Annotated in this window: 22 protein-coding genes, 1 tRNA gene and 1 pseudogene; 16 read left to right on the top strand and 8 right to left on the bottom strand. The window is 71.7% G+C overall.

Going from position 1 to position 23384, the window contains the following annotated elements; genetic code table 11:
* Nucleotides 1-103: 103 nt before the first annotated feature.
* Both OG490_RS18315 and OG490_RS18310 read right to left on the bottom strand, forming a co-directional pair.
* The gene (locus OG490_RS18315) at nucleotides 104-817 is read right to left on the bottom strand and encodes a YcnI family copper-binding membrane protein (protein WP_330297369.1); all 714 of its coding nucleotides are present in this window, start codon (nucleotides 815-817) and stop codon (nucleotides 104-106) included.
* Between the two features lie 110 nt (nucleotides 818-927).
* On the bottom strand, nucleotides 928-1749 hold the full coding sequence (locus OG490_RS18310) for a hypothetical protein (RefSeq protein WP_330297368.1): 822 nt from the start codon (nucleotides 1747-1749) through the stop codon (nucleotides 928-930).
* A gap of 191 nt (nucleotides 1750-1940) precedes the next feature.
* On the opposite strand from OG490_RS18310, the gene OG490_RS18305 reads away from it, so the two are divergent.
* Complete coding sequence (locus OG490_RS18305) at nucleotides 1941-2399, top strand: ATP-binding protein (protein ID WP_330297367.1); 459 nt, start codon at nucleotides 1941-1943, stop codon at nucleotides 2397-2399.
* 160 nt (nucleotides 2400-2559) lie between these two features.
* On the opposite strand, the gene OG490_RS18300 is transcribed toward OG490_RS18305, so the two are convergent.
* The gene (locus OG490_RS18300; RefSeq protein ID WP_330297366.1) at nucleotides 2560-4026 is read right to left on the bottom strand and encodes an aminopeptidase P family protein; all 1467 of its coding nucleotides are present in this window, start codon (nucleotides 4024-4026) and stop codon (nucleotides 2560-2562) included.
* Nucleotides 4027-4117: 91 nt separating this feature from the next.
* Nucleotides 4118-5602 (bottom strand): PP2C family protein-serine/threonine phosphatase, encoded by a 1485-nt coding sequence (locus tag OG490_RS18295; RefSeq protein ID WP_443065833.1) that lies wholly within the window; start codon nucleotides 5600-5602, stop codon nucleotides 4118-4120.
* Nucleotides 5603-6125: 523 nt separating this feature from the next.
* Here OG490_RS18295 and OG490_RS18290 point away from each other — a divergent pair.
* A complete protein-coding gene (locus tag OG490_RS18290; protein WP_330297365.1) occupies nucleotides 6126-6845 on the top strand; it encodes a bifunctional DNA primase/polymerase in 720 nt (239 codons plus the stop codon).
* A 472-nt stretch (nucleotides 6846-7317) separates the two neighbouring features.
* Nucleotides 7318-7620, top strand: a complete 303-nt coding sequence (locus OG490_RS18285) for a hypothetical protein (protein ID WP_330297364.1) — start codon at nucleotides 7318-7320, stop codon at nucleotides 7618-7620.
* A 219-nt stretch (nucleotides 7621-7839) separates the two neighbouring features.
* Here OG490_RS18285 and OG490_RS18280 read toward each other — a convergent pair whose 3' ends face one another.
* From OG490_RS18280 to OG490_RS18270, 3 genes and pseudogenes are all read right to left on the bottom strand, one after another.
* Nucleotides 7840-8814, bottom strand: coding sequence for a DUF5926 family protein (locus tag OG490_RS18280; RefSeq protein ID WP_330297363.1), 975 nt, complete (start codon nucleotides 8812-8814; stop codon nucleotides 7840-7842).
* 165 nt (nucleotides 8815-8979) lie between these two features.
* Nucleotides 8980-9581: pseudogene (locus tag OG490_RS18275) on the bottom strand (ATP-binding protein).
* Nucleotides 9582-9666: 85 nt separating this feature from the next.
* Entirely contained in the window at nucleotides 9667-10467 is an 801-nt protein-coding gene (locus OG490_RS18270; RefSeq protein ID WP_330297361.1) for a glycerophosphodiester phosphodiesterase, read from the bottom strand.
* A 235-nt stretch (nucleotides 10468-10702) separates the two neighbouring features.
* Between OG490_RS18270 and OG490_RS18265 the strand changes: the two genes are divergently transcribed.
* The 5 genes from OG490_RS18265 (at nucleotide 10703) to OG490_RS18245 (ending at nucleotide 15154) form a co-directional block, all read left to right on the top strand.
* On the top strand, nucleotides 10703-12268 hold the full coding sequence (locus OG490_RS18265) for a S1C family serine protease (RefSeq protein ID WP_330297360.1): 1566 nt from the start codon (nucleotides 10703-10705) through the stop codon (nucleotides 12266-12268).
* Nucleotides 12269-12361: 93 nt separating this feature from the next.
* Nucleotides 12362-13267 (top strand): LysR family transcriptional regulator, encoded by a 906-nt coding sequence (locus OG490_RS18260; protein ID WP_330297359.1) that lies wholly within the window; start codon nucleotides 12362-12364, stop codon nucleotides 13265-13267.
* Between the two features lie 100 nt (nucleotides 13268-13367).
* A complete protein-coding gene (locus tag OG490_RS18255; protein ID WP_330297358.1) occupies nucleotides 13368-13925 on the top strand; it encodes a cysteine dioxygenase family protein in 558 nt (185 codons plus the stop codon).
* On the top strand, nucleotides 13925-14983 hold the full coding sequence (locus OG490_RS18250; protein ID WP_330297357.1) for a YeiH family protein: 1059 nt from the start codon (nucleotides 13925-13927) through the stop codon (nucleotides 14981-14983). Before OG490_RS18255 ends, OG490_RS18250 begins: the two co-directional genes overlap by 1 nt.
* 86 nt (nucleotides 14984-15069) lie before the next feature.
* Nucleotides 15070-15154, top strand: a tRNA-Ser gene (locus OG490_RS18245).
* 103 nt (nucleotides 15155-15257) lie between these two features.
* Here the strand turns inward: OG490_RS18245 and OG490_RS18240 are convergent.
* Nucleotides 15258-15872 carry a hypothetical protein gene (locus OG490_RS18240; RefSeq protein ID WP_330297356.1) on the bottom strand — a complete coding sequence of 205 codons (615 nt, stop codon included), beginning with the start codon at nucleotides 15870-15872 and terminating at the stop codon, nucleotides 15258-15260.
* A gap of 189 nt (nucleotides 15873-16061) precedes the next feature.
* Between OG490_RS18240 and OG490_RS18235 the strand changes: the two genes are divergently transcribed.
* The 8 genes from OG490_RS18235 (at nucleotide 16062) to OG490_RS18200 (ending at nucleotide 23218) form a co-directional block, all read left to right on the top strand.
* A complete protein-coding gene (locus OG490_RS18235) occupies nucleotides 16062-16478 on the top strand; it encodes a DUF6344 domain-containing protein (protein WP_330297355.1) in 417 nt (138 codons plus the stop codon).
* Nucleotides 16479-17179: 701 nt separating this feature from the next.
* Nucleotides 17180-17491: a hypothetical protein gene (locus OG490_RS18230; protein ID WP_214954832.1), complete on the top strand. Its 312-nt coding sequence runs from the start codon at nucleotides 17180-17182 to the stop codon at nucleotides 17489-17491.
* 182 nt (nucleotides 17492-17673) lie between these two features.
* Nucleotides 17674-18825, top strand: a complete 1152-nt coding sequence (locus tag OG490_RS18225) for an acyl-CoA dehydrogenase family protein (RefSeq protein ID WP_330297354.1) — start codon at nucleotides 17674-17676, stop codon at nucleotides 18823-18825.
* A complete protein-coding gene (locus OG490_RS18220; protein ID WP_330297353.1) occupies nucleotides 18822-19844 on the top strand; it encodes a bifunctional MaoC family dehydratase N-terminal/OB-fold nucleic acid binding domain-containing protein in 1023 nt (340 codons plus the stop codon). Before OG490_RS18225 ends, OG490_RS18220 begins: the two co-directional genes overlap by 4 nt.
* Complete coding sequence (locus OG490_RS18215; protein ID WP_330297352.1) at nucleotides 19844-20944, top strand: acyl-CoA dehydrogenase family protein; 1101 nt, start codon at nucleotides 19844-19846, stop codon at nucleotides 20942-20944. Before OG490_RS18220 ends, OG490_RS18215 begins: the two co-directional genes overlap by 1 nt.
* Entirely contained in the window at nucleotides 20941-21375 is a 435-nt protein-coding gene (locus tag OG490_RS18210; RefSeq protein WP_330297351.1) for a MaoC family dehydratase, read from the top strand. The genes OG490_RS18215 and OG490_RS18210 overlap by 4 nt, the downstream gene beginning before the upstream one ends.
* Nucleotides 21372-22538: a lipid-transfer protein gene (locus OG490_RS18205; protein WP_330297350.1), complete on the top strand. Its 1167-nt coding sequence runs from the start codon at nucleotides 21372-21374 to the stop codon at nucleotides 22536-22538. The genes OG490_RS18210 and OG490_RS18205 overlap by 4 nt, the downstream gene beginning before the upstream one ends.
* A 146-nt stretch (nucleotides 22539-22684) precedes the next feature.
* Nucleotides 22685-23218 (top strand): SigE family RNA polymerase sigma factor, encoded by a 534-nt coding sequence (locus tag OG490_RS18200; protein WP_330297349.1) that lies wholly within the window; start codon nucleotides 22685-22687, stop codon nucleotides 23216-23218.
* The last annotated feature ends 166 nt before the right edge of the window (nucleotides 23219-23384 follow it).

Raw genomic sequence — 23384 nt, 5'->3', positions numbered from 1 at the left:
GGAAATGTCCCTGGGATCGGGGTTGGTACGGGTGGACCCGCGTGTCCGGCCGGGGCCGTCATGGCCCGGCCGGACACACGGATCGCCATGTCGGTACGGCAGGTCAGGAGGTGCGGCGGCGCGAGGCGACGCCGAAGGCCACGCCGCCGAGGCCGATGACGATGCCGGCGATGCCGAGGGCCCGCGCGGTCGTGTCGGAGCCGCTCTTGGCGGCCTCGGCGTGGTCCGTCTTCTCGGCGGCGGCGCTGTTCTTGTCGCCGTCGTCGTGGTGGTCGCCCGCTCCCGCCGCCGGGGCGGCGTTCAGCTTCAGGACGGGGGCCGGGTTGGCCGGCTCGGCCGCGCCTTCCTTGGCCTCTTCGATCCAGCGGACGGTCTCGTTGTTGTCGTACGTCTGGATCGCCTTGAAGACCATCTTGTCGGCGTTGGTGGGCAGCTGGCCGATGGACAGCGGGAACTGCTGGAACTTGCCGGGCTCGATCTTGCCGCCCGACCAGGTCACCTTGGTGACGGCCTCGTTGATCTGCTTGCCGTGCACGGTGAGCGGCTTGTCGAGCTTGCTCTTCTCCACGGTCACGGTCCAGCCGGGAACGTCCTGCGGCATGACGGACGACAGCGGCTGGTCGGCCGGGAAGTTGACCTCGAGCTGAGTGGTCGAGGCGTTGTCGCGCTCGTTGGGGACCTTGAAGTTGATCGTCGCGTAGCCGCCCTTGGTGGCCTCGCCGGGCTGCACGCCGACGTGGGCGAAGGCGGTCCCGGAGACGAGGAGGACGGTACCGGCGGCGAGGGCGGCGGCGAAGGAGACGCGAGAGGTCTTCATGGCAGAAACACTCCACGGAAGCTGTGGTGACGGTGGCTCCGCGCGCGGCGCGCACGGAGTTCGCGGCACCGGTGCTCCCGTCGTACGTCCCGGGGAGGAGAAGTGCCGCGTCAGGCTGCGAGGGCGAACGCCGTGGGCGGCCCGCGCCTGATCACCGTGTGCTGGAGAGCGTCCCGGCCGGTGGAGACGGCGGGGTCCGCGGCGGTTCCGGCGGCCCGGGGGGTACGGACCGGCGTGCCCGGGAGCCCGGCGCCGAGGGCCCGTACGTAGGCCAGCGCGGCACGCAGCGGGCGCACCGGGTCGGCTTCGGCGGACAGGGCGGCGAGCCGGGACAGTTCGAGGAGCCGCAAGAGCGCGGCGTCGCCGCGGCCGAGCAGCCAGCCGGCGGCCAGCGCGGCCAGCAGGTGGCCGACCAGCATGCCCGGACTGAGCAGCCCGGTGGCCGGCTCCGCGAGCCCCTGCCCCATGTGCGCGTGCGTCATGTGGCCCTGGGCCTCGGCCTGGGCGGCCATGGCCGCCGGGTCGAGGCCGGCACTCTCCAGGATCCGCCGGGCGTCGGCCGGGCCGAGCGGGACGGTATTGCCCCCGCACACCAGCTGCGCGGCGAGCGCCGCGAGCGAGGTGTCGGAGGGCCCGGTGCCGGCCGCCGGCATCGTGGCGCCGTGCTGGCCCAGGCCGAACAGCGTGTGCAGTGCGAGCTGTCCGGTGGCCAGTGCGGCGGCGATGCCGGGGAGCGAGCGGCGGCGTCCCGCGAGGGGGGCCGCGACGGCGAAGACGGCGAGGAAGCCCGCGCACAGCGACCACCAGGGCACCGTGGCGCAGGAGGCCAGTGCGTGCCCGACCGCGGACAGCACGACACAGACCGCGGTGAACACCGCGGTCCGGATCAGCCTCAGGCCGGGTCCGGCCTGCGTCGCGTGGGGGGCAGTCATGGCCGGGCCATCATCGCACTGGGCTTAGTCGCTTCATACGGCAGGTGCGCAGGTTGCTTCGCGTTCCGGCGCGGTCACGTCGGCCCATACCGCCGCATACACCGCTGCCCGGGAGCGTCGCATCGGCCGAATGAGGGCTCTCTCGGTCCTCGGGGGCTTACGCCCCGCCGCGGGCGGCAATAGGTAACCGTATGAGCATCTGGTGGTCTCTCCACTTGAGGCGCGAAGCAGCGAGCGTGCCCCTTGCCAGGCGGCTGCTGCTGGGGACGATGGAGACCGCGGGGGTGGACCCGGACATCTCCTTCGACCTGTCGGTGGCGCTGAGTGAGGCATGTGCGAACGCGGTGGAGCACGGCGGCTGCGGAGCCCCGCCGCACGGCTCCGTTCCGGAGGGGGCCGGGGCGTACCACGTCACGGCCTATCTGGACGGGGACCGCTGCCGCATCGAGGTGAGCGATTCGGGCCCGGGGTTCCCGCCCTCGACGGTGGCCCGCCGCAGACCCTCCCTGGCCGAGCACGGCCGGGGCCTGCACCTGATCGCGGAACTCGCCGACCACGTCCGCTTCCGAAACCGGCCGGGCCGGGGGGCCGTGGTGAGCTTCGACAAGATGCTGAAGTGGCGGGACGACTCGCTGCTGAAGGTGTCCTAGGCCGTCTCTTTCGGATCTTGCCGGGTCCGCGCCGCCCGGCACGGCGAGGCACGGCACCGGACGACGCGGGCTCAACCGACGAGATCCGAAAGAGACGGCCTAGACGTGCCGGTGGGCGGGACCCCGGAGAGGATCCCGCCCACCTGAACGCAAGTCGGCGTCAGCTCTTGAGCCGCGCCATCCACGCCTCGACATCGTCGGAGGTGCGGGGCAGACCGGCCGACAGGTTCCGGTTGCCGTCCTCGGTGACGAGGATGTCGTCCTCGATCCGGACGCCGATGCCGCGGTACTCCTCGGGCACCGTCAGGTCGTCGGCCTGGAAGTACAGGCCGGGCTCGACGGTGAGGCACATGCCGGGCTCCAGCGTGCCGGCCACGTACGCCTCGACGCGCGCGGCGGCGCAGTCGTGGACGTCCATGCCGAGCATGTGACCGGTGCCGTGCAGGGTCCAGCGGCGCTGCAGGCCGAGCTCCAGAACACGCTCGACCGGGCCCTCCAGCAGGCCCCACTCGACGAGCTTCTCGGCGAGTACATGCTGCGAGGCGTCGTGGAAGTCGCGGAATTTCGCGCCCGGCTTGACGGCGGCGATGCCGGCTTCCTGGGACTCGTAGACCGCGTCGTAGATCTTGCGCTGGATGTCGGTGTACGTGCCGTTGATCGGCAGCGTGCGCGTGACGTCGGCGGTGTAGAGGGAGTGGGTCTCCACGCCGGCGTCCAGCAGCAGCAGGTCGCCGGAGCGGACGTCGCCGTCGTTGCGGACCCAGTGCAGGGTGCAGGCGTGCGGGCCGGCGGCGCAGATGGAGCCGTAGCCGACGTCGTTGCCCTCGACGCGGGCGCGCAGGAAGAAGGTGCCCTCGATGTAGCGCTCGGAGGTGGCCTCGGCCTTGTCGAGCACCTTCACGACGTCCTCGAAACCGCGCACGGTGGAGTCGACGGCCTTCTGCAGCTCGCCGATCTCGAAGGCGTCCTTCACGGCGCGGGCCTCGGAGAGGTAGACGCGCAGCTCCTCGTCGCGCTCCTTGGTGACCTTGTCGGTCAGGGCCGCTTCGATGACGGAGTCGTGGCCGCGCACGCCCCGGACCGGTCCCTCGGCCTCGGTCAGCTCCTCGGCGAGCTTGCGCACGTCCTTGGCGGGGACGCCCAGCAGCTGCTCGGCCTCGGTGAGGGAGTGCCGGCGGCCGACCCACAGCTCGCCGCTGCCGGAGAGCCAGAACTCGCCGTTCTCGCGGTCGGAGCGGGGCAGCAGGTAGACGGTGGCGTGGTGGCCGGTCTCCCCCGCGGGCTCCAGGACCAGGACGCCGTTCTCGGTCTGGTCACCGGTGAGGTACGCGTACTCGGTCGAGGCACGGAAGGGGTACTCCGTGTCGTTCGAGCGGGTCTTCAGCCGGCCGGCGGGGACGACGAGGCGCTCGCCGGGGAAGCGCGCGGACAGCGCGGCACGGCGGGCGGCGGTGTGCGCGGCCTGGGCGATCGGCTCCAGTCCGTGCAGCTCGGTGTCGGCCCAGCCGGTGCGCATGCTCTCCGCGAGTTCCTCGCTGACGCCCGGGTACAGCCCGTTCTTGCGCTGCTTGTGCTTCTTCTGGGGCTGCTCTTCTTCCGGGGTCTCCGGGGTGAGCTCGTCAGCCACGTCTTCTCCTCAGTACGACGGACACGGACCGGGTATGGACCTCAGCCATCGTATGTGTGAGCGGAAGGCGGCCGACGAGCCGTGTGACAAATCAGTCAAACCGGGCCGCGAGCAGGACGATGTCCTCGTCCGTGCCGGCGAGCGGCGCACCGTCGGACAGGCCCCCCTCCGGCAGTACCGTCCGCAGGATGTGGTCGCAGATCGCGGCCGGGTCCTCACGGGCGCTACGGGGGATTCCCGCGGCCGCGGCGTGCAGCCGCGCGTACGCACGGTCCATCGGGTCGCCGGTGCGCCGCAGCAGCCCGTCGGTGTAGAGCAGCACCGTTTCTCCGGGCGCGGGCTCGATCTCCACGCTCGGCGCCTCCCAGCAGGACAGCATCCCCAGCGGCGCGGAGAGCGTGGTCTCCACGTACTCGGTGCGCCGTTCGCCGATCAGCAGCGGCGGGGTGTGCCCGGCCCCGGCCAGGATGATCTTGCGTCCCGGACCGCCCGTGGGGGAGGTCCCGGCGGGCTCGCAGTAGGCGAAGAGCGCGGTGGCCGAGCGCGCGGGCTCGGTCAGGCGCAGCAGCAGCTCCAGGTCGGAGAGGACCGCGACGGGATCCTCCCCCTCCATGACGGCGTACGCCCGCAGCGAGGCCCGCAGCCGTCCCATCGCGGCGATGGCGCTCGGGCCGGAGCCGGTGACCGAGCCGACGGCCAGCCCGAGGGCGCCTTCGGGCAGCGGCAGGGCGTCGTACCAGTCGCCGCCGCCGCGCGGGCCGGTGTGGTGCCGGGCGGCGAGCTGGACCCCGGAGACGCGGGGCAGCCTGCTGGGCAGGAGCTCCTCGGCGACGGTGGCCAGGTCGGAGCGGGAGCGCTCCACCTCCAGCATCCGGGCCAGGTGCTCGGAGGCGTGCCGTACGTACAGCCCGACCAGGTCGCGCTGGCGCTCGCTCGGCTCGGCCTGTTCGTCGTAGAGCCAGACGGCCGCACCGAGCCGGCCGGTGGCCTCGGCGGTCAGCGGCAGCGTGTAGCTGGCCGCGTAGCCGAGGCGGGCGGCGACCTCGCGGTGGCGGGGGTCGACGGGGGTGGCGTACCCGCCGGAGCCGGGGACGGAGGTCATGCCCGGTTCGGGGAGCACCTCGGAGCCCCCGTGGGCGTCGGGCAGCCCGTCGAGGATGCGGCCGTACGAGGTGGCGCTGCGCGGCACCGTCTCGATGTGGCCGAGGTCGGCGCGGCCGAGGCCGAGGCCGATCGTGGTGGTGGGGCCGAGTCCGTCGGACGGTTCCAGGGCGATCAGGCCGCGGCGGGCGCCGACCAGGGCGGCTCCGGCGCGCAGGAACTCCTGGAGGGAGGAGCCGAGGTCACTGGCGCGGGCGAGCCGCTCGGTGAGCTCGTGGAGGGTGGTGAGGTCGGAGACCATGCCCGCCAGGCGGTCCTGGATCACCGAGCTCGCGGCGGGTCCCTGCGCCGGAGCGTGGGCCGTGCGAGCGGGCGTGGACGTGGTGGTGGACGTCGGTGTGGGCGCCACAGTGTGCGGGGACGCTGTAACTGCTGGATCGATTCCAGCCACTTTCGGCAAATGCGGGGCGCTCATGGCGTCCGCCTTTCCAGCTGGTGCGATTCGCCATTTAGCATCGCAAACCCCCAGATCATGCTGCGCCGCCTTCTATGAATCCACATCTACACGCAGACGAGGAGCGATGTCCAGCATTGCCCCTGTGGGAATCCTGGTGTCCGTGGGACGGCAACTCACTGTCCGGTCGGGGCTAGAACTTGGCCGGAAAATGGGGGAAGCGGACGGTTTTTGCGGTCGACTGGGCGGGTCCGCGGGTCGGTCCGGGTACGTAATCGGTGGCGCGCGGGGACAGTTGGCGCAGCCCGGCACCCGCCGGGAACCGCCCGGCACGGACCGTCGTCCCCATCGACGACAGCCGTTCCGGTGCCGGCGCGGGTCGCGTTCCGCCCCGGCCGGACGTTTCATGGACCCGTAAGAAAACTGCACGAACCGTGTGAACCTGCTTCTGGCGGACAGTGACGCGAAACGTGTACGTGTGGTGAAACACCGCTCACATGGTGTGATGTGGCCCTCGGCGTTCAACGGAAAGGAACGAGCGCTCATGCGCGAGATCCTCGGAAGGCGTCTCCAGCGGCTCCGCAATCGCTTGCAATCCCTGCGCCCCGCCCCGCCGCAGGGCGATGCGGCGGCCCACCTCGACGCGGCGCTCGACTGCGCCGCCACCTGGCAGTGGCCCGTACTGCCCGCCGTCGGGCGCTCCGGCGCCGACGGCGCGCGGTGCGCCTGCCCCAACCCCGACTGCGTCGTACCCGGCGCGCATCCCTTCGATCCCGGGCTGCTCGCGGCCACCACCGACCCCCGGATGGTCGCCTGGTGGTGGGCCAACCGGCCCGGCGCCTCGGTCCTGCTGGCCACCGGCGGGTCCGCGCCCTGTGCGGTGAGCCTGCCGGCTGCCGCGGCCGCGCGTGCCGTCGTACGTCTCGACGCGCAGGGCATGCGGCTCGGGCCGATCGTGGCCACGCCCACACGGTGGTCGCTGCTCGTGGCGCCGTACTCGCTGGAGCGGCTCGGCGAGCTGCTCTACGCCAAGGACCACGTGCCCTCCTCGCTGCGATTCCACGGCGAGGGCGGCTACTTGCTGCTGCCGCCCTCCGCCGCGATCGGCGGCGGCCAGGTGCGGTGGGAGCGGGAGCCGGGCGGCGCCGACGGCTCCGGCGCGGCCGCCGGGGAGCTCTGGCTGCCGGAGGTGGAGGCGGTCGTGGACGCGCTGGTCGAGGCGAGCAGCGGGGCCTCCGGCGGCGGCAGCCGGCTCGCGTACTGACTCCGGTGTGCCCGGCACAGCGGGCGGAACGGGCGTACGGGGCGCCCGTGGATCACTCGTACGGGTGTCAGCATGACGAGTTTCCAAGGGAATTGGGCGCGGGGATCTCCGCACCCCATTCCCGCGTCGCTATCTTCGGCGAATGAATCTCCGCCTGATCGGTATCGGCGCCGGTGTGTTGATCATCTTGTCGCTTCCACTGGCGGGAGCGATCGCCGGGCCGGATTTCGCCGGTCGGAGTGACGGAAAAGGCGGCGGTCTGCTCTCCACCTTCGGGCTCGGAGACTCTCCCGATTCCGGCGGTGGTTCCGATTCCGCCCGGCCCCGTACGCACGTACCCGCGGCGGGTTCCGGCACTGGCTCCGGAGCCGCGTCCGGAGCTCCGTCCGCGGCGGCGTCCGCCCGGCCGGGACCGGCCGAACAGCCCCGTACGGACGCGCACTGCGGACCCGAACTCTCCGCTCCCCAGGGCGTGGAGGCCCAGACCTGCGTGCTGACCGGCGAGGGACGGACCTGGGGACGCAGCTACTACCGGAACACCAGCGGTCGCGCGCTGGAGGCGGTGCTCACGGTGATGGGGCCCGCCGGGCGGACGGTGCAGATCCGCTGCGCGGTCGGCGCGGGTGACGAGCCGGGATTGTGCGAGACGCCGAAAGATCCCTCGGCAGGAACGGCGGACGCCTACTCGGCCGTGGCGGAATTTGCAGTTCCGGATGCGGAAGGGGCGCTGCTTCTGCGGTCCGGCAGCAACTCGCCGGTCCCGGGTGACCGTTGAACATCACCGGAAAATCAAGGGCCCGGTCGCTGGCGACGGGGGATGCACCAGCGACCGGGCTACAAGAACGGTAACAAGAGATCGCCTGTTCGCAAATTCGATCTCTGATATTCAGACACCGATTTGCAGGCGATTAGCGGGAGTTGTGACTCCGGTCACCGGTTGCCGATGGCCCGTCACCCTCCGGCGCCGGGGCCCGCGTACGGGCCCGGCGGCCGATCAGCTGAGCGTCACCTGGCGGTTGGTCAGACCGCCGCGCGCCCGGCGCTCCTCCGTGGTCAGCGGCGCGTCCGTGGCCAGCGCCGCGGCCAGCCGCTCCGCGAGCTCGGCGGCCGGCTTCTCCACGTCGTCGGCCGAGACCCCGGTGGGCAGGTCCCAGACGGGGACCATCAGGCCGTGCGCGCGGAAGGAGCCGACGAGCTTGGTGCCTTCGCCGAGCGAGGAGGTGCCCGCCGCGTGCAGTCGCGCGAGCGCGTCGAGCAGCTTCTCCTCCGGCTGCGGCATGACCCAGCGCAGGTGGTTCTTGTCCGGGGTCTCGCACCAGTAGGCGGCGTCCACGCCGGCCAGCTTGACGGTCGGGATGGCGGCGGCGTTGGCGCGCTCCAGGGAGGCGGCGATCTCCGGAGCGGCGTTCTGGGCGCCGTCCGCCTCCGGAATCCAGAATTCGAAGCCGCTGTGCACAACCGGCTCGAAAACGCCGTCGGCGGCCAGGAGATCCTGAAGTCGCGGACCCTCGGCGGGAACCCGTCGGGCCGCGACTACGGTGCCCGGCTCGGCAGCGATCGCGCGCTCCAGGGTGTCGGCCATGTCCCGGGAGAGGTCGCCGGAGGTCGAGTCGTTCTGGAGGCCGAGCAGGATGGAGCCGTCCTCGCGGCGCAGCGCCGGCGAGGCCAGCGGGAGCACGGTCACCAGGGTGACGGAGGGGACGCCATCGGGCAGGCCGCCCTTGAGGGTGAGCGGGATGGTCGCGGCGGGCACGAGCTCGCGCAGCGCCACCCAGTCGCATTCGCCGGGCAGGCCCTCGAACGGGCGGGCCACGTGCTCGGTGACGGCGTGCGCCGCGGCCGCGCCGTGACAGGCCTTGTAACGGCGCCCGGATCCGCAGGGGCAGGGCTCGCGGGCGCCCACCACCGGGATCTCCCCGTTGTTGAGCTGCGGCTTTGCGGTCTTCGCGGCGGGGCGCTTCTTGGCCATCGTGGGTGTCTCCCGGTTGCGGCGGTACGGCGTCGGTCTGGGCGCGAGCCTAGCCGTTCGTACCGCCGGAACCGGTGGGGTGCGGCCGGGAGCACGGTCGGCGTGCGCTCCCGGACGGCCGCCATCTGCCTTCTCGGAGACCGGAAATGAGAGATCTGGGAGAGATCACGGATCCAGATCGTCGAAGGCCGTACAGAAGTCGATCGCCGGGGGCGCGACGCGCGTAGCGAAATCCTCGTGCCGGGCCCCACAGGCAACGGTCACCCATACGGTGACTTCGCCTGCCGCTCCATCCCGGACACCCCAGTCCTGGGCCAGGGCGCTGATGATGTTCAGCCCCCGCCCGCCTCGCGCGGTGACCGAGGGCGTGGCCGGGATCGGGCGGGTGGGCCCGCCTCCGTCCGTGACCTCGACCGTCAGCCGCCCCGCCTTGTCGACGCACCACGACGCGCGTATCTCGCCGTCACCGACCTCCCGCGAGCCCAGCGGTCTGCCGTGCCGGCAGGCATTGCTGAGCAGTTCGGAAAGGATCAGAACTGCGTCGTCCACGACCGATTCGGACACCCCGTTGACGCGCAATTGTTCGCGCATCCGGTGCCTTGCCTCGCCCACGCCCGCAGGACCATGGCGTACGTCCATGCACGACGACGTGGGCACTTCCTGTGCCACCACCAACGCCACCCCCGGAACCTCCTTAGCCCCACGCATGGTCTGGATGCCCCAATGGCCTGGACCGGAAACCGCCGAAGCGGAGGCCTCTGGCGCATTCGTCATGACCGAATGCGGAGCGGATGCGCCGGTGCACACCCCGTCACGAACGGGTCGTAAGTGACGGGTGCGCAAAAGGGGACGTCAGCGCCCTAGTTGTGACAGAACCTGTCGGGGCCTGTTCGTGATGATCGCTTCTACACCCAAATCAGCGCAGAGCTGAACATCTTCTGGATCATTTACCGTCCACACGTGTACGGAGTGACCCGCGGCCTGAAGCTTGCGGACGAAGCCCGGATGGTTGCGCACGATCCGCATCCCGGGGCCCGCGATCCGCACCCCGGCCGGCAGCCGCCCGTCCCGCATCCGGGGCGAGATGAACTGCATCAGGTACACGGTCGGGACGGTCGGCGCGGCCGCCCGCATCCGGTGCAGGGAGCGCGCGGAGAAGCTCATCACCCGGACCGGGTGCGGACCCTCCGCGGGCGGGGCGTCCAGGCCGAAGCGCTTGAGCAGGAAGAGCAGGCGCTCCTCCACCTGTCCGGCCCAGCGGGTCGGATGCTTCGTCTCGATCGCCAGCTGTACGGGCCGTCCGGCGTCCGCGACCAGCTCCAGCAGCCGCTCCAGGGTGAGCACGGAGGTGCGCTCGGGGTCGGCGTCCCAGTCGGGGGGCTCCTCCCGGTCCTTCCACGAGCCGAAATCGAGGGCGGCGAGATCGGCGAGCTCCAGGGCGGAGACGGCGCCCCGCCCGTTGGAGGTGCGGTTGACCCGGCGGTCGTGGACGAGGACCAGATGGCCGTCGGCCGTGAGCCGGACATCGCACTCGAGGGCGTCGGCCCCGTCCTCGATGGCCTTGCGGTAGGCGGCCAGGGTGTGCTCGGGGGCATCCTCCGAGGCGCCGCGGTGGGCGACGACCTGGATGGGGCGCGGCGTTGCGTGGGTCACGGGGCCATGGTGCCACCGGGAGGGGTCCCGGTGTCGTGGGGAGCCCGATGGGTACTTCTGCGGATGCGCCCGAAATGTCGGAGATAAAGGATGGGGGAGACTCACAGGTCCGGCTTACAGTGCTCTGACGGGTCATGGGAAAGGCTTTGCCCAGGAACTTGTGCGGCACGTCGAACGTTCAGTCGGACCGATATCGCCAGATTTTTGAAGCCGTGTGTGACGAGGAGAGAGCGCTGTGAGCACCGAGAACGAGGGCACCGCGGCCCCGACGCCCCCCGCGGCCCCGCCCGTACCCCCGGTGGCCGCTCACGCCCCCGAGGCGGCTGACACCCCGGCCGCTCCCGCGCCTGTAGACGCACCGCCGGTGGCTCCCGCGGCCGCCGAGCCGGTGACCCAGCAGCTGCCGCCGACGCCGGCGCCCGGCGCCGAGCCGACGCAGCAGCTCCCGCAGACTTCGGCCCCGGCCCCGGTGCAGGCCCCGGCCGCGCAGCCCGAGGCTCCGGCGTACGGGCAGGCTCCGGCGTATGCCGAGACCCCCGCCTCTGCTCCGGCGCCGCAGGCGCACGGCGCCGAGGGCTGGCCTCCCCCGCCGCCCGCGGCCCCCGCGTACGCGTCCGACGGCGGCCAGGGCGGTGGCGCGTGGGGCGTTCCGCCGCTCGCGGCCGGAGCTCCGCAGCCCAAGCCGAAGGGCAAGGGCGGCATGATCGCCGGCGTTCTCGTGGCGGCCCTCCTCGCGGGCGGCGTCGGCGGCGGCGTCGGCTACTGGGCGGCCGACCGGAGCTCCAAGGGCTCCGGATCGACCACGGTCAGCGCCGGAAACACCCCCAAGGACCTCAAGCGCGAGGCCGGCTCCGTCGCTGGCCTGGCCGCCGGCGCGCTGCCCAGCGTGGTCACCATCGAGGCCTCGGCCGGAGACGGCGAGGGCGGCACCGGTACCGGGTTCGTCTACGACCAGCAGGGCCACATCCTCACCAACAACCACGTGGTCGCCTCCGCGGCCAACGGCGGCAAGCTCACCGCGACGTTCTCGGACGGCAAGAAGTACGAGGCCGAGGTCGTCGGCCGGGCCCAGGGCTACGACGTGGCCGTCATCAAGCTGAAGACCCCGCCCTCCGGCCTCAAGCCGCTCCCCCTGGGCGACTCGGACAAGGTCGCCGTCGGCGACTCGACCATTGCGATCGGCGCCCCCTTCGGCCTGTCCAACACGGTCACGACCGGCATCGTCAGCGCCAAGAACCGCCCCGTCGCCTCCGGTGACGGCTCCGGCGGCAAGAATTCGTACATGAGCGCCCTCCAGACGGACGCCTCGATCAACCCGGGCAACTCCGGCGGCCCGCTGCTCGACGGCCGCGGCGCGGTCATCGGCATCAACTCCGCTATCCAGTCGGCGGGCAACGGCGGCTTCGGCGGCGGCCAGGCCGGCTCCATCGGCCTCGGGTTCGCCATCCCGATCAACCAGGCCAAGAACGTGGCCGAGTCCCTGATCAAGACGGGCAAGCCGGTCTACCCGGTGATCTCGGTCTCCGTGGACCTCGCGGCCAAGACCGAGGGCGCCAAGATCTCCGAGAGCGGCGCGTCCGCCAACGAGCTGGTCGACCCGAACGGCCCGGCCGGCAAGGCGGGCCTGAAGCCCGGCGACATCATCACCCAGCTGGGGGACAAGGCCATCGACAGCGGCCCGACCCTGATCAGCGAGATCTGGACGTACAAGCCGGGCGAGACGGTGAAGCTGACCTACCTGCGCGGCGGCAAGCCGACCACCGTGGACATCACCTTCGGCTCGCGTGTGGGCGACAAGTAGGCGTCCGGGCCACGGGCTCAACTGGCTGGATGGGAGGGGCCGCAGGCGGGATTCCGCCTGCGGCCCCTCCCAATATCCGCTTATGCTTCAAGGGTGTTCGATTCGCGGCACATACGGACCTTCCACGAAGTGGTGGCCTCCGGGTCCTACTCGGCTGCCGCGCGCGTCCTGGGGTACACCCAGCCTGCGATCACCCAGCAGATGAAGGCGCTCGAACGCGCCGCCGGAACCCCCCTGTTCACCCGTGTCGGGCGCCGCATGCAGCTCACCGAGGCCGGGGAATCCATGGCCCGGCACGCTGAGTCCATCCTCGGCAGCCTCTCCGCCGCCGAGGCGCAGCTGAAGGCCTACGCCCGGCTGCGCACCGGCCGCGTCCGGCTCTGCGGATTCCCCAGCGCCAACGTCACCCTGGTCCCGGAAGCCCTGAGCGGTCTGGCCAAGGACCACCCGGGCATCCAGGTCGGGCTGCTGGAGGGCGAGCCTCCGGACTCGTTGCGCAGGCTGGAGCGCGGCGAGTGCGACATCACCCTGGCCTTCACCTATCCCGGGCTGCACGAGGAGATCCCGGAGGCAGTGGCGGAGGTCAAGCTGCTGGAGGACCAGCTGACGGTGCTGCTGCCGACCGGGCACCCGCTGGCCCGGCGGCGGGCCGTGCACCTGGCGGACCTCGCCGAGGAGCGGTGGATCGCGGGTTGCCTGCGCTGCCGGGCGAACCTGCTGCACGAATGCGCGGAGCTGGGCTTCGTCCCCGACATCCGCTTCGCCACCGACGACAACCTGGTCGTGCAGAGCCTGGTCGCGCAGGGGCTGGGCGTCGCCATGATGCCCGCGCTGGTACTCCCTTCGCTCTCCCTGACCAAGGTGTGCGGACGACCTCTGGAGCCGGCCGCACGCCGCCACATCTCCGCCTACGTGTACCGCGACCATCTGCGGATCCCGGCGACGGCGGTGGTCCTGGACGCCTTGAGGCAGGCGGCGTCGAACCGGGTCGGCTGCTGACAGGGCCGGAAGATCCCTTCGCCAACCCATAAGCGGGACTTGGGAATTCAGCTCGGAACTGTCGTTGGACGTGATGGGTGGCCTCGCGGACGCTCCCCGTATGACCACCACCACGCCGCCGGCCCGAACGACCGCGAGGATGGCCGCCCTCGTCGATGAGATCCGTACGGTCGTCGAACGGGGTCTGCCCCCGGACCTGACCGCCTACCTGGTCGGTGAGCGGCTCGCCCCGCACCTGGGGATGCCCGGCCTGCTCGCCGCCGAACAGTGCGAGGGTCACTCCGACCGGTACCGGCAGCACGTCCTGCACGCGGAGCCGGACGGCAGCTTCTCGGTGGTGGCCCTGGTGTGGCTGCCGGGTCAGGAGACCGCCATTCACGACCACGTCTCGTGGTGCGTGGCCGGTGTGCATCAAGGCGAGGAGAGCGAGCTCCGCTACCGCCTCGCCCCGGCCACGGCCACCTCCGGAGCCCGGCTGGTGGCGACGGAACACGTGGTCAACGGCCCCGGGGACGTCTGCGGGTTCGCCCCGCCAGGAGACATCCACAAGGTCCGCAACTCCTGTCGCACGAAGGCGATATCCCTCCACGTCTACGGGGCCGACGTCGTCCGCCTGGGCAGCAGCGTCCGCCGCGTCTACACCCTCCCGGTCGACTGATGGCCCTGCTGCACCGCCCGGTGAGGGTGGCGGGCCCGTCGGTTCCAGGCGACGTTTCACGTGAAACATCCACTCCGTGGCCCGGGTTGGGGCTGGCGGCGGCCGGAGTCCTGGTGGCCTGGTCCGTCCACAGGCTGGTTCCGTGGGTCCCGATGCTGACGGCGTCCGTGGTGCTCGGCATCACCGCCGCGCACCTTCCGGGCCTACGGGGCTTCGTACGGGGATCAGCGCGGCCGGGCCTCTCCCTGGCCGGGAGGCGGCTGATGCGGCTCGGCATCGTCCTGCTGGGCCTGGCGCTGGGCCTGGACCAGGTGCTCCGGCTGGGCTGGGCCACAGTGGCGATGGTGGGCGCCGTGGTGGCGGCGACCTTCTTCGGCACCCTCTGGCTGGGCCGCAGGCTCGGCCTCCCGGGCGACCAGCCGCTGCTGATCGCCACCGGATACTCGATCTGCGGCGCCTCGGCCATCGGAGCCGTCAGCGAGGTCTCCGGCAGCGAAGAAGAGGACGTGGCCTCCTCGGTCGCCCTGGTCACCCTCTGCGGGACCCTGGCCATCGCGGTACTTCCGCTGCTCCAGGCCCCGTTGGGGCTCTCCGACCCGGAGTTCGGCCGCTGGGTGGGCGCCAGCGTCCACGACGTCGGCCAGGTGGTGGCGACGGCCCAGACCGCGGGCCCGGGGGCACTAGGCGAAGCGGTGCTGGTCAAGCTGATGCGGGTGGCGATGCTGGCCCCGCTGGTGGCGGCGGTGGCCTTCTCGGCGCGGGCCCGCAAGCGTGGTGTGCGCACACCCTCGGGACGCCGGCCGGCCCCGGTGCCGCTGTTCGTGGCCGGGTTCCTCGCGGCGGCCGCGCTCCGTGCCACGGGGGTACTGCCCGACACAGCGCTGGAATGGGCGCACACCGCACAGGAACTGCTGCTCGCATCGGCCCTGTTCGGGCTGGGTTCCGCGGTCAACCTCCCGGCCCTCTCCCGCACCGGCGGCCGCGCCGCCCTCCTGGGCCTCGCCGCCTGGCTGGTGGTGGCGGGAGTCTCCTACGGAGGCGTCCTCCTCACCTCGTAGCCCAGGAGCACCGGGGACCCCGGGCCGCCTGACCCGGAAATCCGCAGCGCCGCCCACCCCCACCGCCCGGTACTCTGTACCCGCCAGGTGGGTTGCCCGAGCGGCCTAAGGGAACGGTCTTGAAAACCGTCGTGGCGCGAGTCACCGTGGGTTCAAATCCCACACCCACCGCATTGCGGGGCCTCAGGGCCGGCTCAGAAGGGGTGCCACCGATCCGGTGGCACCCCTTCTGCATGCGCCCGCGTCGGCCGTGCCGTCCGCACGGACTCCCGCCTCAGGCGAACCAGACCACCAGGCGCACGCCCTCGGCACCGTGCAGCCCGGCGAGCGTGCGCATGACGCTCCAGAGAGCGCCCCACTCACTGTCCCCGACGGCCTCGCGGCGGCGGAGCCGGCCGATGCGGAAGAGCCGGTCCCCGTCGGGCCACTCCGTGCCTTCTGGGTAGACGCGGCCGGGGTGGTAGAGGGCGAGGGAGTCCTTGGCGCCGGACAGCTCCCCCCATCGATTGAGGTCGTCCACGCTCCGGCCATGAAACGCCCATGTGCCATCGGGGCCTCGGCGGTACTCGTGGACACAGTCGTCGGTCTCGGCGGCGTATTCGTCCCAGTCGGCGGCCTCCAGTTCCGCCCAGCTGATCCACGAGGTGCCTTGATCGGACGGCATGTGATGGGTCAGGGTCACCGGCGATACATCCGGCGGCAAGCCGCGGTCGGCCGCGAGCGGCCGGAAAGAGGCGGTGTCGCGGACGCCGAAGAGGGCGCCGAAGGCGGCATAGGAACGGCCGTTGTACAGGTGGTCGATGCTGCAGACCGCGTCCCAGCTGCGGTCGTCCTCGTCCAGCCAGCGGTCCCAGCGACATTCGATGACGCCGAAGATGTCTGTTCCCATACCCGGATCCTCCGGCGTAGGACAGGCCGTACGCCAATGATTTCCGGGGTAGAAATCGTGGCATTGGTTCCTTTGAGTGGTGTTTGTCGGAAGATCGGCGCGCGTCGTGGAGGCGGTGCGGTTGCGCTCGCATCATGACGAATGTATTCAGATCCGCCCGTCGGAACATCGCGAAATGAGGGAACCGTCATGGCTCACCGCAGCACCATCACGTCGATCTGGACCACCGTCCTCGCAGCTCTCGTGGCCCTCTTCGCCTCCCTCGGTTTCGGTGGCAAGGCCGCCCCGGCCGCCGACGCTTCGCTCTCCTCCCCCGTCGCCCCCGTGGCCGCCGCCGCGAGCCGGCCGACCTTCATGGCCCGGCGCACCTGGCGGGCGATGATGCGGGGCGGATCGCTCCCGCCCACCATCAAGCAGCGCATCCGCGCAGAGGCCCACGGCAAGACCCCGTCCGTCCGCCGCTCCAGCACCGCCGCGGCCCTCGCCACCGGTTCCGACTCCGGCTCCCGCTCCGCGTTCGAGTCCGACAGCAGTCACCGTACGGCCGCGGTCGCCGCAGCGGTCCGGGTCGCCGCCGCCCGCCGGGAGATGGCGCTCGCCGCGTAGTCGCACGGTTCGCGCAGGACGGCTCGCGCAGGACGGCTCGAGCAGGGCAACCGTAGGAGCAGGGCGGCAGCAGTAGTACGCGGTCGACGCGACGCAGCCGCCGAGACGTGGCCCGTAGGACGCCGCACGCCGTACGCAGGACACGACGTGCAAGGACCCAATACGCAATACGCAGCACGCAGCACGCAGCACGCAGCACGCAGCACGCAGCACGCAGCACGTACGAGCACGGCAGCAGGCGCTGGAGCCCGGTCGGTCGGTGGAAGCAGGCCGCGACCGCGGATCGCGCCGCGTGGGTGCCCCGGAGCGGGGCACGGTGGGATTGCCCCGGCGGGTGCCGGGGGCGTGCAGGGGGCGCGAAGCTTGGCATTGCAGGGCCGCAGGCCCGGGAGACGGTGGGGTTCCCGGACGGCGCGGCCCTTTTCGGCATGTCCGGGGCCGGCGGGTTGGCGGAACGCTTCGCCTCTTGCGCGGCAGGGGTTTCGCCGGTTCTCGGGGCGCTGACCTGCGGGGGCGGGGGCGCGAATGAGGTTTATCCGATGTTGGTCATGCTTGCGGGGGAATCGTAGGCTCCGGGGTGGTTCGCCGGGGATTCGGTGGGCAACTCTGGTGTCGCGACGCCGCACAGCACGGAACGAACCGAGACAGTCGGCCAACTGCCTTGGAGCAACCCCCACTTCGGTTTCATGGAGGATTCAGACATGGCAAGCATCCGTACCGCCCGCGTCATCGCCGCCGTCGCCGCTCTCCCCCTCGCCGTCGCCCTGTTCGGCGGGGTGGCGTCGGCCGACAACGGCTCCTTCGCGAACGACGGATCGAATGCGAGCGTCGCCAGCATCATCGGCAGCGGCGTCGGCGGCAGCAACCACGGCAACTCCTCCACATCACAGCAGGTGGCCACCGGCTCCGGTGCGTCCAATCAGAACAACACCGCGCAGGTCAACGGCTCGGCCTTCACCGCGATCGAGCAGCACAACTCCAATGTCGCGGTGAACTTCCACCCCTGGTGGTAGATGCGGCGTGAGCCGCGCTGACTGTTGAGGGCGCCTGTGCGACCGGACCGGCTGGGGTCCGGTAGCGCAGGCGCCCTCGGGCGTTTCCCGCCCTTTGTCGCCGCTCCCCGGCCTTGACATCCACCTGGAATCTGACGGACAGTCAGGTCCACTTGATGATGTGATGCCGGGAGGCCAGCGCCGTGCACCTCGCCCCGACCGAAGGCCAGTTGCGGCTCCGTGCCGAGCTGCGGGACTACTTCGGAAACCTGCTGCCGGACGGGGTGCCCCAAGACCCCGCCGAGCAACGCGCACTACTGCGCCGCATAGGCGCCGACGGGCTGCTCGGCCTCGGCTGGCCCGTCGAGTACGGAGGCCAGGGCCGCGGGCCCGACGAGCAGTTCGTGTTCTTCGACGAGGCCTACCGGGCCGGTGCCCCCGTCTCCATGGTCACCCTCAACACCGTCGGCCCGACCCTGATGAAGTACGGGACGCAGGAGCAGAAGGACTACTTCCTGCCCCGGATCCTCAAGGGCGAACTCGTCTTCGCCATCGGCTACTCGGAGCCCGAGGCGGGCACCGACCTCGCCTCCCTGCGCACGAAGGCCGTGCGGGACGGCGAGGAGTGGGTGGTCGACGGGCAGAAGATCTTCACCTCCAACGCCCAGAACGCCGACTGGATCTGGCTCGCCTGCCGCACCGACCCGGAGGCCCCCAAGCACAAGGGCATCTCCATCATCCTGGTGCCGACCGGGAGCCCCGGTTTCGCCTGGACCCCGATCGAGACGGTCGGCGGCCTGACCACGACCGCCACGTACTACGACTCCATCCGCGTGCCCGCCGGCAACCTCGTCGGCCCCGAGCACGGTGGCTGGGGCCTGATCACCAACCAGCTGAACCACGAGCGCGTGGCCCTCGCGGCCATCGGCATGCAGGCCGAGGACTTCTACGAGGGCGCGCTCGACCATGCCCGTACCCCCGACCCGGTCACCGGCGAGCGTCCCGTAGACCGCCCCTGGGTGCAGTCCCGGCTCGCCGAGGCCCACGCGCGCCTGGCCGCCGTACGCCTCCTCAACTGGCGCCTGGTCCAGGACGTCGGTGCCGGCTCTCTGGCCCCCGGCGACGCGAGCGGCGTGAAGTTCCTGGGCACCGAGTCCACCGTCGAGGTGTACCGGATCTGCCAGGAAGTGGTGGGGGAGGAAGCCCTGATCAGAGGGGCCGAGGCCTTCGCGGGCGGCGAGCTGGAGCGGATGAACCGGGCCGCCCAGGTCAACACCTTCGGCGGCGGCGTCAGCGAGGTCCAACGGGAGATCGTCGCGATGATGCGGCTCGGCATGAAGGGGAGGAAGAGATGACCGCCAGCACCACCAGCACTGCAAGCACCGCCGGCACGGCGAGCACTGCCGTCACCGCCGCTGCCGACGAGGAAGGGGCAGCGCGGTTCCACGCGCTGCTGAAGGCCTTCGAAGGGCAGCCCGCCGCCACCGCCGGACAGGGCAGGGACGCGGTCAACGAGCCGATGATCCGCCACTGGTGCGAGGCCATGGGCGACACCAACCCCGCCTATACCGGGCCCGGCGCCATCGCTCCGCCCACCATGCTCCAGGCCTGGACGATGGGCGGACTCTCCGGCCACGCCGGCCGTTCCTCCGCCTACGACGAACTCCTCGCGCTGCTCGACGGCGCGGGCTGCACCTCCGTGGTCGCCACCGACTGCGAGCAGGAGTACCTGCGGCCGCTGCGCCCCGGTGACGCGATCACCTTCGACGCCGTCATCGAGTCGGTGTCGCCGCGCAAGACCACCAAGCTGGGCACCGGGCACTTCGTCACCACCCGCATGGACGTCCGCGCGAACGGCGAGGTGGCCGGTACGCACCGGTTCCGGATCCTCAAGTACGTACCGGCCGCGAAGAAGGCGGCCGAGCAGGTCGTGCAGCAGGCCGCCGCTCAGCCGGCCCGGCCGTCGAAGCGGACCGCCCAGCGTCCCCGCCCCGTGATCAACCGCGACAACCAGGGCTTCTGGGAGGGGGTCCGCGAGCACAAGCTGCTGATCCAGCGCTGCACCGCCTGCGCCACGCTCCGCTTCCCGTGGCTCCCCGGCTGCAACGACTGCGCGAGCCTGGACTGGGACACCGTCGAGGCCTCCGGCGCCGGCACGGTGTTCAGCTACGTCGTCATGCACCATCCGCCGTTCCCGGCCTTCGACCCGCCCTACGCCGTGGCGCTCGTCGAGCTCGCCGAAGGCGTCCGCATGGTCAGCAACATCACCGGAGTCCCGTCCGACAAGGTCCGCATCGGACTGCCCGTACAACTGGAGTTCCTGCGCGTGGACGAGGAACTGGAACTGCCCGTCTTCCGGGGGAGCGAGGCCTGATGGACTTCCACCCCACCGAGGAACAGGCAGCGGCCGCCGGGCTGGCCGCCCAGATCTTCCGCGACATGGCCACCCACGACCGCCTCGCCGCCACCGGCACCGGCAGCGACTCCGAATTGTGGAAGGCCCTCACCACCGCCGGGCTGACCGGCGCCGTCGAGGAGGTCGGCCTGCTCGGCCTGGTGCTCCTGCTGGAGGAGCAGGGCCGCACCACCGCGCAGACCCCGTACGCCGCCACGTGCGTCTACGGGATCCTCGCCCTGACCCGGCACGGCAGCCCCGAACAGCGCGCCCGGCTGCTGCCGGCCCTGGGCTCCGGCGAGGCCGTGGCCACCGGTGCCTTCCCGAACCGCGGCCGGATCACCGCGACGCAGGACGGCCGGCTCACCGGCACCGCCCCCGCCGTGCCCTGGCTGCGCGATGCCACCCACGTGCTGGTCCCGGACGCCTCCGGGACCCTGTGGCTCGTACGGACCGACGCGTCGGGAGTGCACACCTCGGCCGTGGAGACCACCGCGCCCTGGTCGGCCGGGAGCCTGACCCTGGCCGACGCCGAAGCGGAACGCGTCGGGGAGCCGGGCACGGCGGATGCGGCGGAGGCCTACGCCGACGTGCTGGCGGTGGCCCGCATCGCCTTCGCCGGGCTCCAGGCGGGCGTCTGCGCGGGCTCGCTCGCCCGCGCGGTGGAGTACACCTCCACCCGCGAGCAGTTCGGCCGGCCGCTCTCCACGAACCAGGGGGTCATGCTGCGCGCGGCCGACGCGTACATGGACACCGAGGCGATACGGGTCACCGCGTACGAGGCGGCCTGGCGAGTCGACGAGGGGCTCGTGGCGGGCGAGCACGCGCTGACGGCGGCCTGGTGGGCCTCGGAGGCGGGCAAGCGGGTGGTCCACGCGGGCCAGCACCTGCACGGCGGGATGGGCGCCGACCTCGACCACCCCGTCCACCGGCACTTCCTGTGGGGGCGCCAGCTCGACGCGTACCTGGGCTGCGGCAGCGAACTGCTGGCCGAGCTGGGCGCGGTCCTGTCCGGCGCGCCCGCCCGTGCGGGCGGCTCCGGACACTCCGATCACGCACCCGAGGGGGACAGCGCATGAACATCGGCGACACACTGCCGCCGCTGGAGATACCGGTCACCCGCACCCTGATCGTCGCGGGCGCGATCGCCTCCCGCGACTACCAGGACGTGCACCACGACGCGGAGCTCGCGCGGGAGAAGGGCTCCCCGGACATCTTCATGAACATCCTGACCACCAACGGTCTGGTCGGCCGGTACATCACCGACCACCTGGGCCCGTCCGCCGTCCTGCGCAAGGTGGCCATCCGCCTCGGCGCCCCGAACTACCCGGGCGACACGATGACCCTCACCGGCACCGTCACCGCCCTCGACGGGGAGACCGCCGAGATCAGGGTCATCGGGGCCAACGGCATCGGCCACCACGTCACGGGCACCGTCACCGTCACGCTGGACCCCGCGCTGGACCCCGCGCCGGACACCGTGCCGGACCCTCAGGGAGGCACCGCATGAGCGTCCGCACCCGCGACGAGCTCGGCGGGCGTGCCGCCATCGCCGGCATCGGCGCGACCGAGTTCTCCAAGGACTCCGGCCGCAGCGAGCTCAAGCTGGCCGTCGAGGCCGTTCACGCGGCCCTCGACGACGCCGGGCTCACCCCGGCCGACGTCGACGGCATGGTCACCTTCACGATGGACACCAGTCCCGAGATCACGGTCGCCCAGGCGGCGGGGATCGGAGACCTCTCCTTCTTCTCCCGCATCCACTACGGCGGCGGCGCCGCCTGCGCCACCGTGCAGCAGGCCGCCCTCGCCGTCGCCACCGGGGTCGCGGAGGTCGTGGTCTGCTACCGCGCCTTCAACGAACGCTCCGGCCGCCGCTTCGGCTCGGGCGTCCAGCAGCGCGAGCCCTCGGCGGAGGGCGCGGCGCTCGGCTGGTCACTGCCCTGGGGGCTGCTCACCCCCGCCTCCTGGGTGGCCATGACCGCCCAGCGCTACCTGCACACGTACAACCTGACCCCGGAGGCCTTCGGCCACGTCGCGGTCACCGACCGTCGGCACGCCGCGAACAACCCGGCCGCCTATTTCCACGGCAAGCCCATCACCCTCGCCGACCACGCGGCCTCCCGCTGGATCGTCGAACCCCTGCGGCTGCTGGACTGCTGCCAGGAGACGGACGGCGGCCAGGCCATCGTGGTCACCACCGCCGAGCGGGCCCGCGACCTGAGGCAGAAGCCGGCCGTGATCACCGCCGCGGCGCAGGGCGCCGGCCGCCGCCAGGAGGGGATGACCTCCTTCTACCGCGACGACCTCACCGGGCTGCCCGAGATGGACGTGGTCGCCCGTCAGCTGTGGCGGACCAGCGGACTGCGGCCCTCGGACATCGACGTGGGCATCCTCTACGACCACTTCACGCCCTTCGTCCTGATGCAGCTGGAGGAGTTCGGCTTCTGCAAGCCGGGGGAGGCGGCCGATTTCGTGGCCGCGGACGCCCTGCCGATCAACACGCACGGCGGCCAGCTCGGTGAGGCCTACCTGCACGGCATGAACGGCATCGCCGAGGCCGTACGCCAGCTGCGCGGCACCTCCGTCAACCAGGTCGCGCAGGCGGAGTACGCGCTGGTCACGGCCGGTACCGGGGTCCCGACCTCCGGCCTGATCCTCGGCGCCGACGGCTGATCGCCCCGCCCGGAAGCGGAAAGGGGAAGCCCCACCTCCTCCACCTTCAGGAGGTGGGGCGACCCCCGCCCCTACAACCTGAGGCGGACTCGGCTTCGGCACTTGCGGCCGATTCCGCGAAGAGCTCCCGCTCCTAGCGTGGAGGCATGACCACGCCTGTGTGCACGCTCGCCTCGAATCCGACGCCGTACCCGTCGTTCTCGGCGTACGTCCGGACCCGCGGCACGGTCCTGATGCGGACCGCGCGCTCGCTCACCGCGAACCCCTGCGATGCCGAGGACCTGCTCCAGACCGCGCTCGCCAAGACGTACGTGGCCTGGGACCGCATCGAGGACCACCGGGCCCTGGACGGCTACGTCCGCCGGGCCCTGGTCAACACCCGCACCAGCCAGTGGCGCAAGCGCAAGGTGGACGAGTTCGTCTGCGACGAGCTCCCCGAGCCCGAGGAGCCGCCGGCCGCCGACCCCGCCGAGGCACAGGCGCTGCGCGACGCGATGTGGCGCGCGGTGACCCGGCTGCCCGACCGGCAGCGGGCGATGGTGGTCCTGCGGTACTACGAGGACATGAGCGAGGCCCAGACCGCCGAGCTGCTCGGGGTCTCCGTCGGCACGGTCAAGAGCGCCGTCTCCCGGGCGCTCGGCAAGCTCCGCGAGGACCCGGAGCTGACCCCGGTTCGCTGAGCCCGGTTCGCTGGGCCCGATTCGCCGAGCCCGTCGACGTTTCACGTGAAACACCCACCCGTCCGCGCGTTGTTTCACGTGAAACATCGGGCGTGTTCTACCGCTGGGTAGTGACATGCCGACCGGTACGTGCGCAGAATCGGCAGCATCCGTAGCCGCCGCAGCG

Origin of the sequence: Streptomyces sp. NBC_00503 (assembly GCF_036346895.1) — a bacterium.
Lineage (GTDB): Bacteria > Actinomycetota > Actinomycetes > Streptomycetales > Streptomycetaceae > Streptomyces.
This window is presented reverse-complemented; position numbering and strand designations above follow the sequence as displayed.

Bases quoted from the DNA above. Each gene is read 5' to 3' on its own strand.
- OG490_RS18315 (WP_330297369.1), bottom strand. From the start codon at position 817: ATGAAGACCTCTCGCGTCTCCTTCGCCGCCGCCCTCGCCGCCGGTACC.
- OG490_RS18310 (WP_330297368.1), bottom strand. From the start codon at position 1,749: ATGACTGCCCCCCACGCGACGCAGGCCGGACCCGGCCTGAGGCTGATC.
- OG490_RS18305 (WP_330297367.1), top strand. From the start codon at position 1,941: ATGAGCATCTGGTGGTCTCTCCACTTGAGGCGCGAAGCAGCGAGCGTG.
- OG490_RS18295 (WP_443065833.1), bottom strand. From the start codon at position 5,602: ATGAGCGCCCCGCATTTGCCGAAAGTGGCTGGAATCGATCCAGCAGTT.
- OG490_RS18290 (WP_330297365.1), top strand. From the start codon at position 6,126: ATGCGCGAGATCCTCGGAAGGCGTCTCCAGCGGCTCCGCAATCGCTTG.
- OG490_RS18280 (WP_330297363.1), bottom strand. From the start codon at position 8,814: ATGGCCAAGAAGCGCCCCGCCGCGAAGACCGCAAAGCCGCAGCTCAAC.
- OG490_RS18255 (WP_330297358.1), top strand. From the start codon at position 13,368: ATGACCACCACCACGCCGCCGGCCCGAACGACCGCGAGGATGGCCGCC.
- OG490_RS18250 (WP_330297357.1), top strand. From the start codon at position 13,925: ATGGCCCTGCTGCACCGCCCGGTGAGGGTGGCGGGCCCGTCGGTTCCA.
- OG490_RS18240 (WP_330297356.1), bottom strand. From the start codon at position 15,872: ATGGGAACAGACATCTTCGGCGTCATCGAATGTCGCTGGGACCGCTGG.
- OG490_RS18235 (WP_330297355.1), top strand. From the start codon at position 16,062: ATGGCTCACCGCAGCACCATCACGTCGATCTGGACCACCGTCCTCGCA.
- OG490_RS18230 (WP_214954832.1), top strand. From the start codon at position 17,180: ATGGCAAGCATCCGTACCGCCCGCGTCATCGCCGCCGTCGCCGCTCTC.
- OG490_RS18220 (WP_330297353.1), top strand. From the start codon at position 18,822: ATGACCGCCAGCACCACCAGCACTGCAAGCACCGCCGGCACGGCGAGC.
- OG490_RS18215 (WP_330297352.1), top strand. From the start codon at position 19,844: ATGGACTTCCACCCCACCGAGGAACAGGCAGCGGCCGCCGGGCTGGCC.
- OG490_RS18210 (WP_330297351.1), top strand. From the start codon at position 20,941: ATGAACATCGGCGACACACTGCCGCCGCTGGAGATACCGGTCACCCGC.
- OG490_RS18205 (WP_330297350.1), top strand. From the start codon at position 21,372: ATGAGCGTCCGCACCCGCGACGAGCTCGGCGGGCGTGCCGCCATCGCC.
- OG490_RS18200 (WP_330297349.1), top strand. From the start codon at position 22,685: ATGACCACGCCTGTGTGCACGCTCGCCTCGAATCCGACGCCGTACCCG.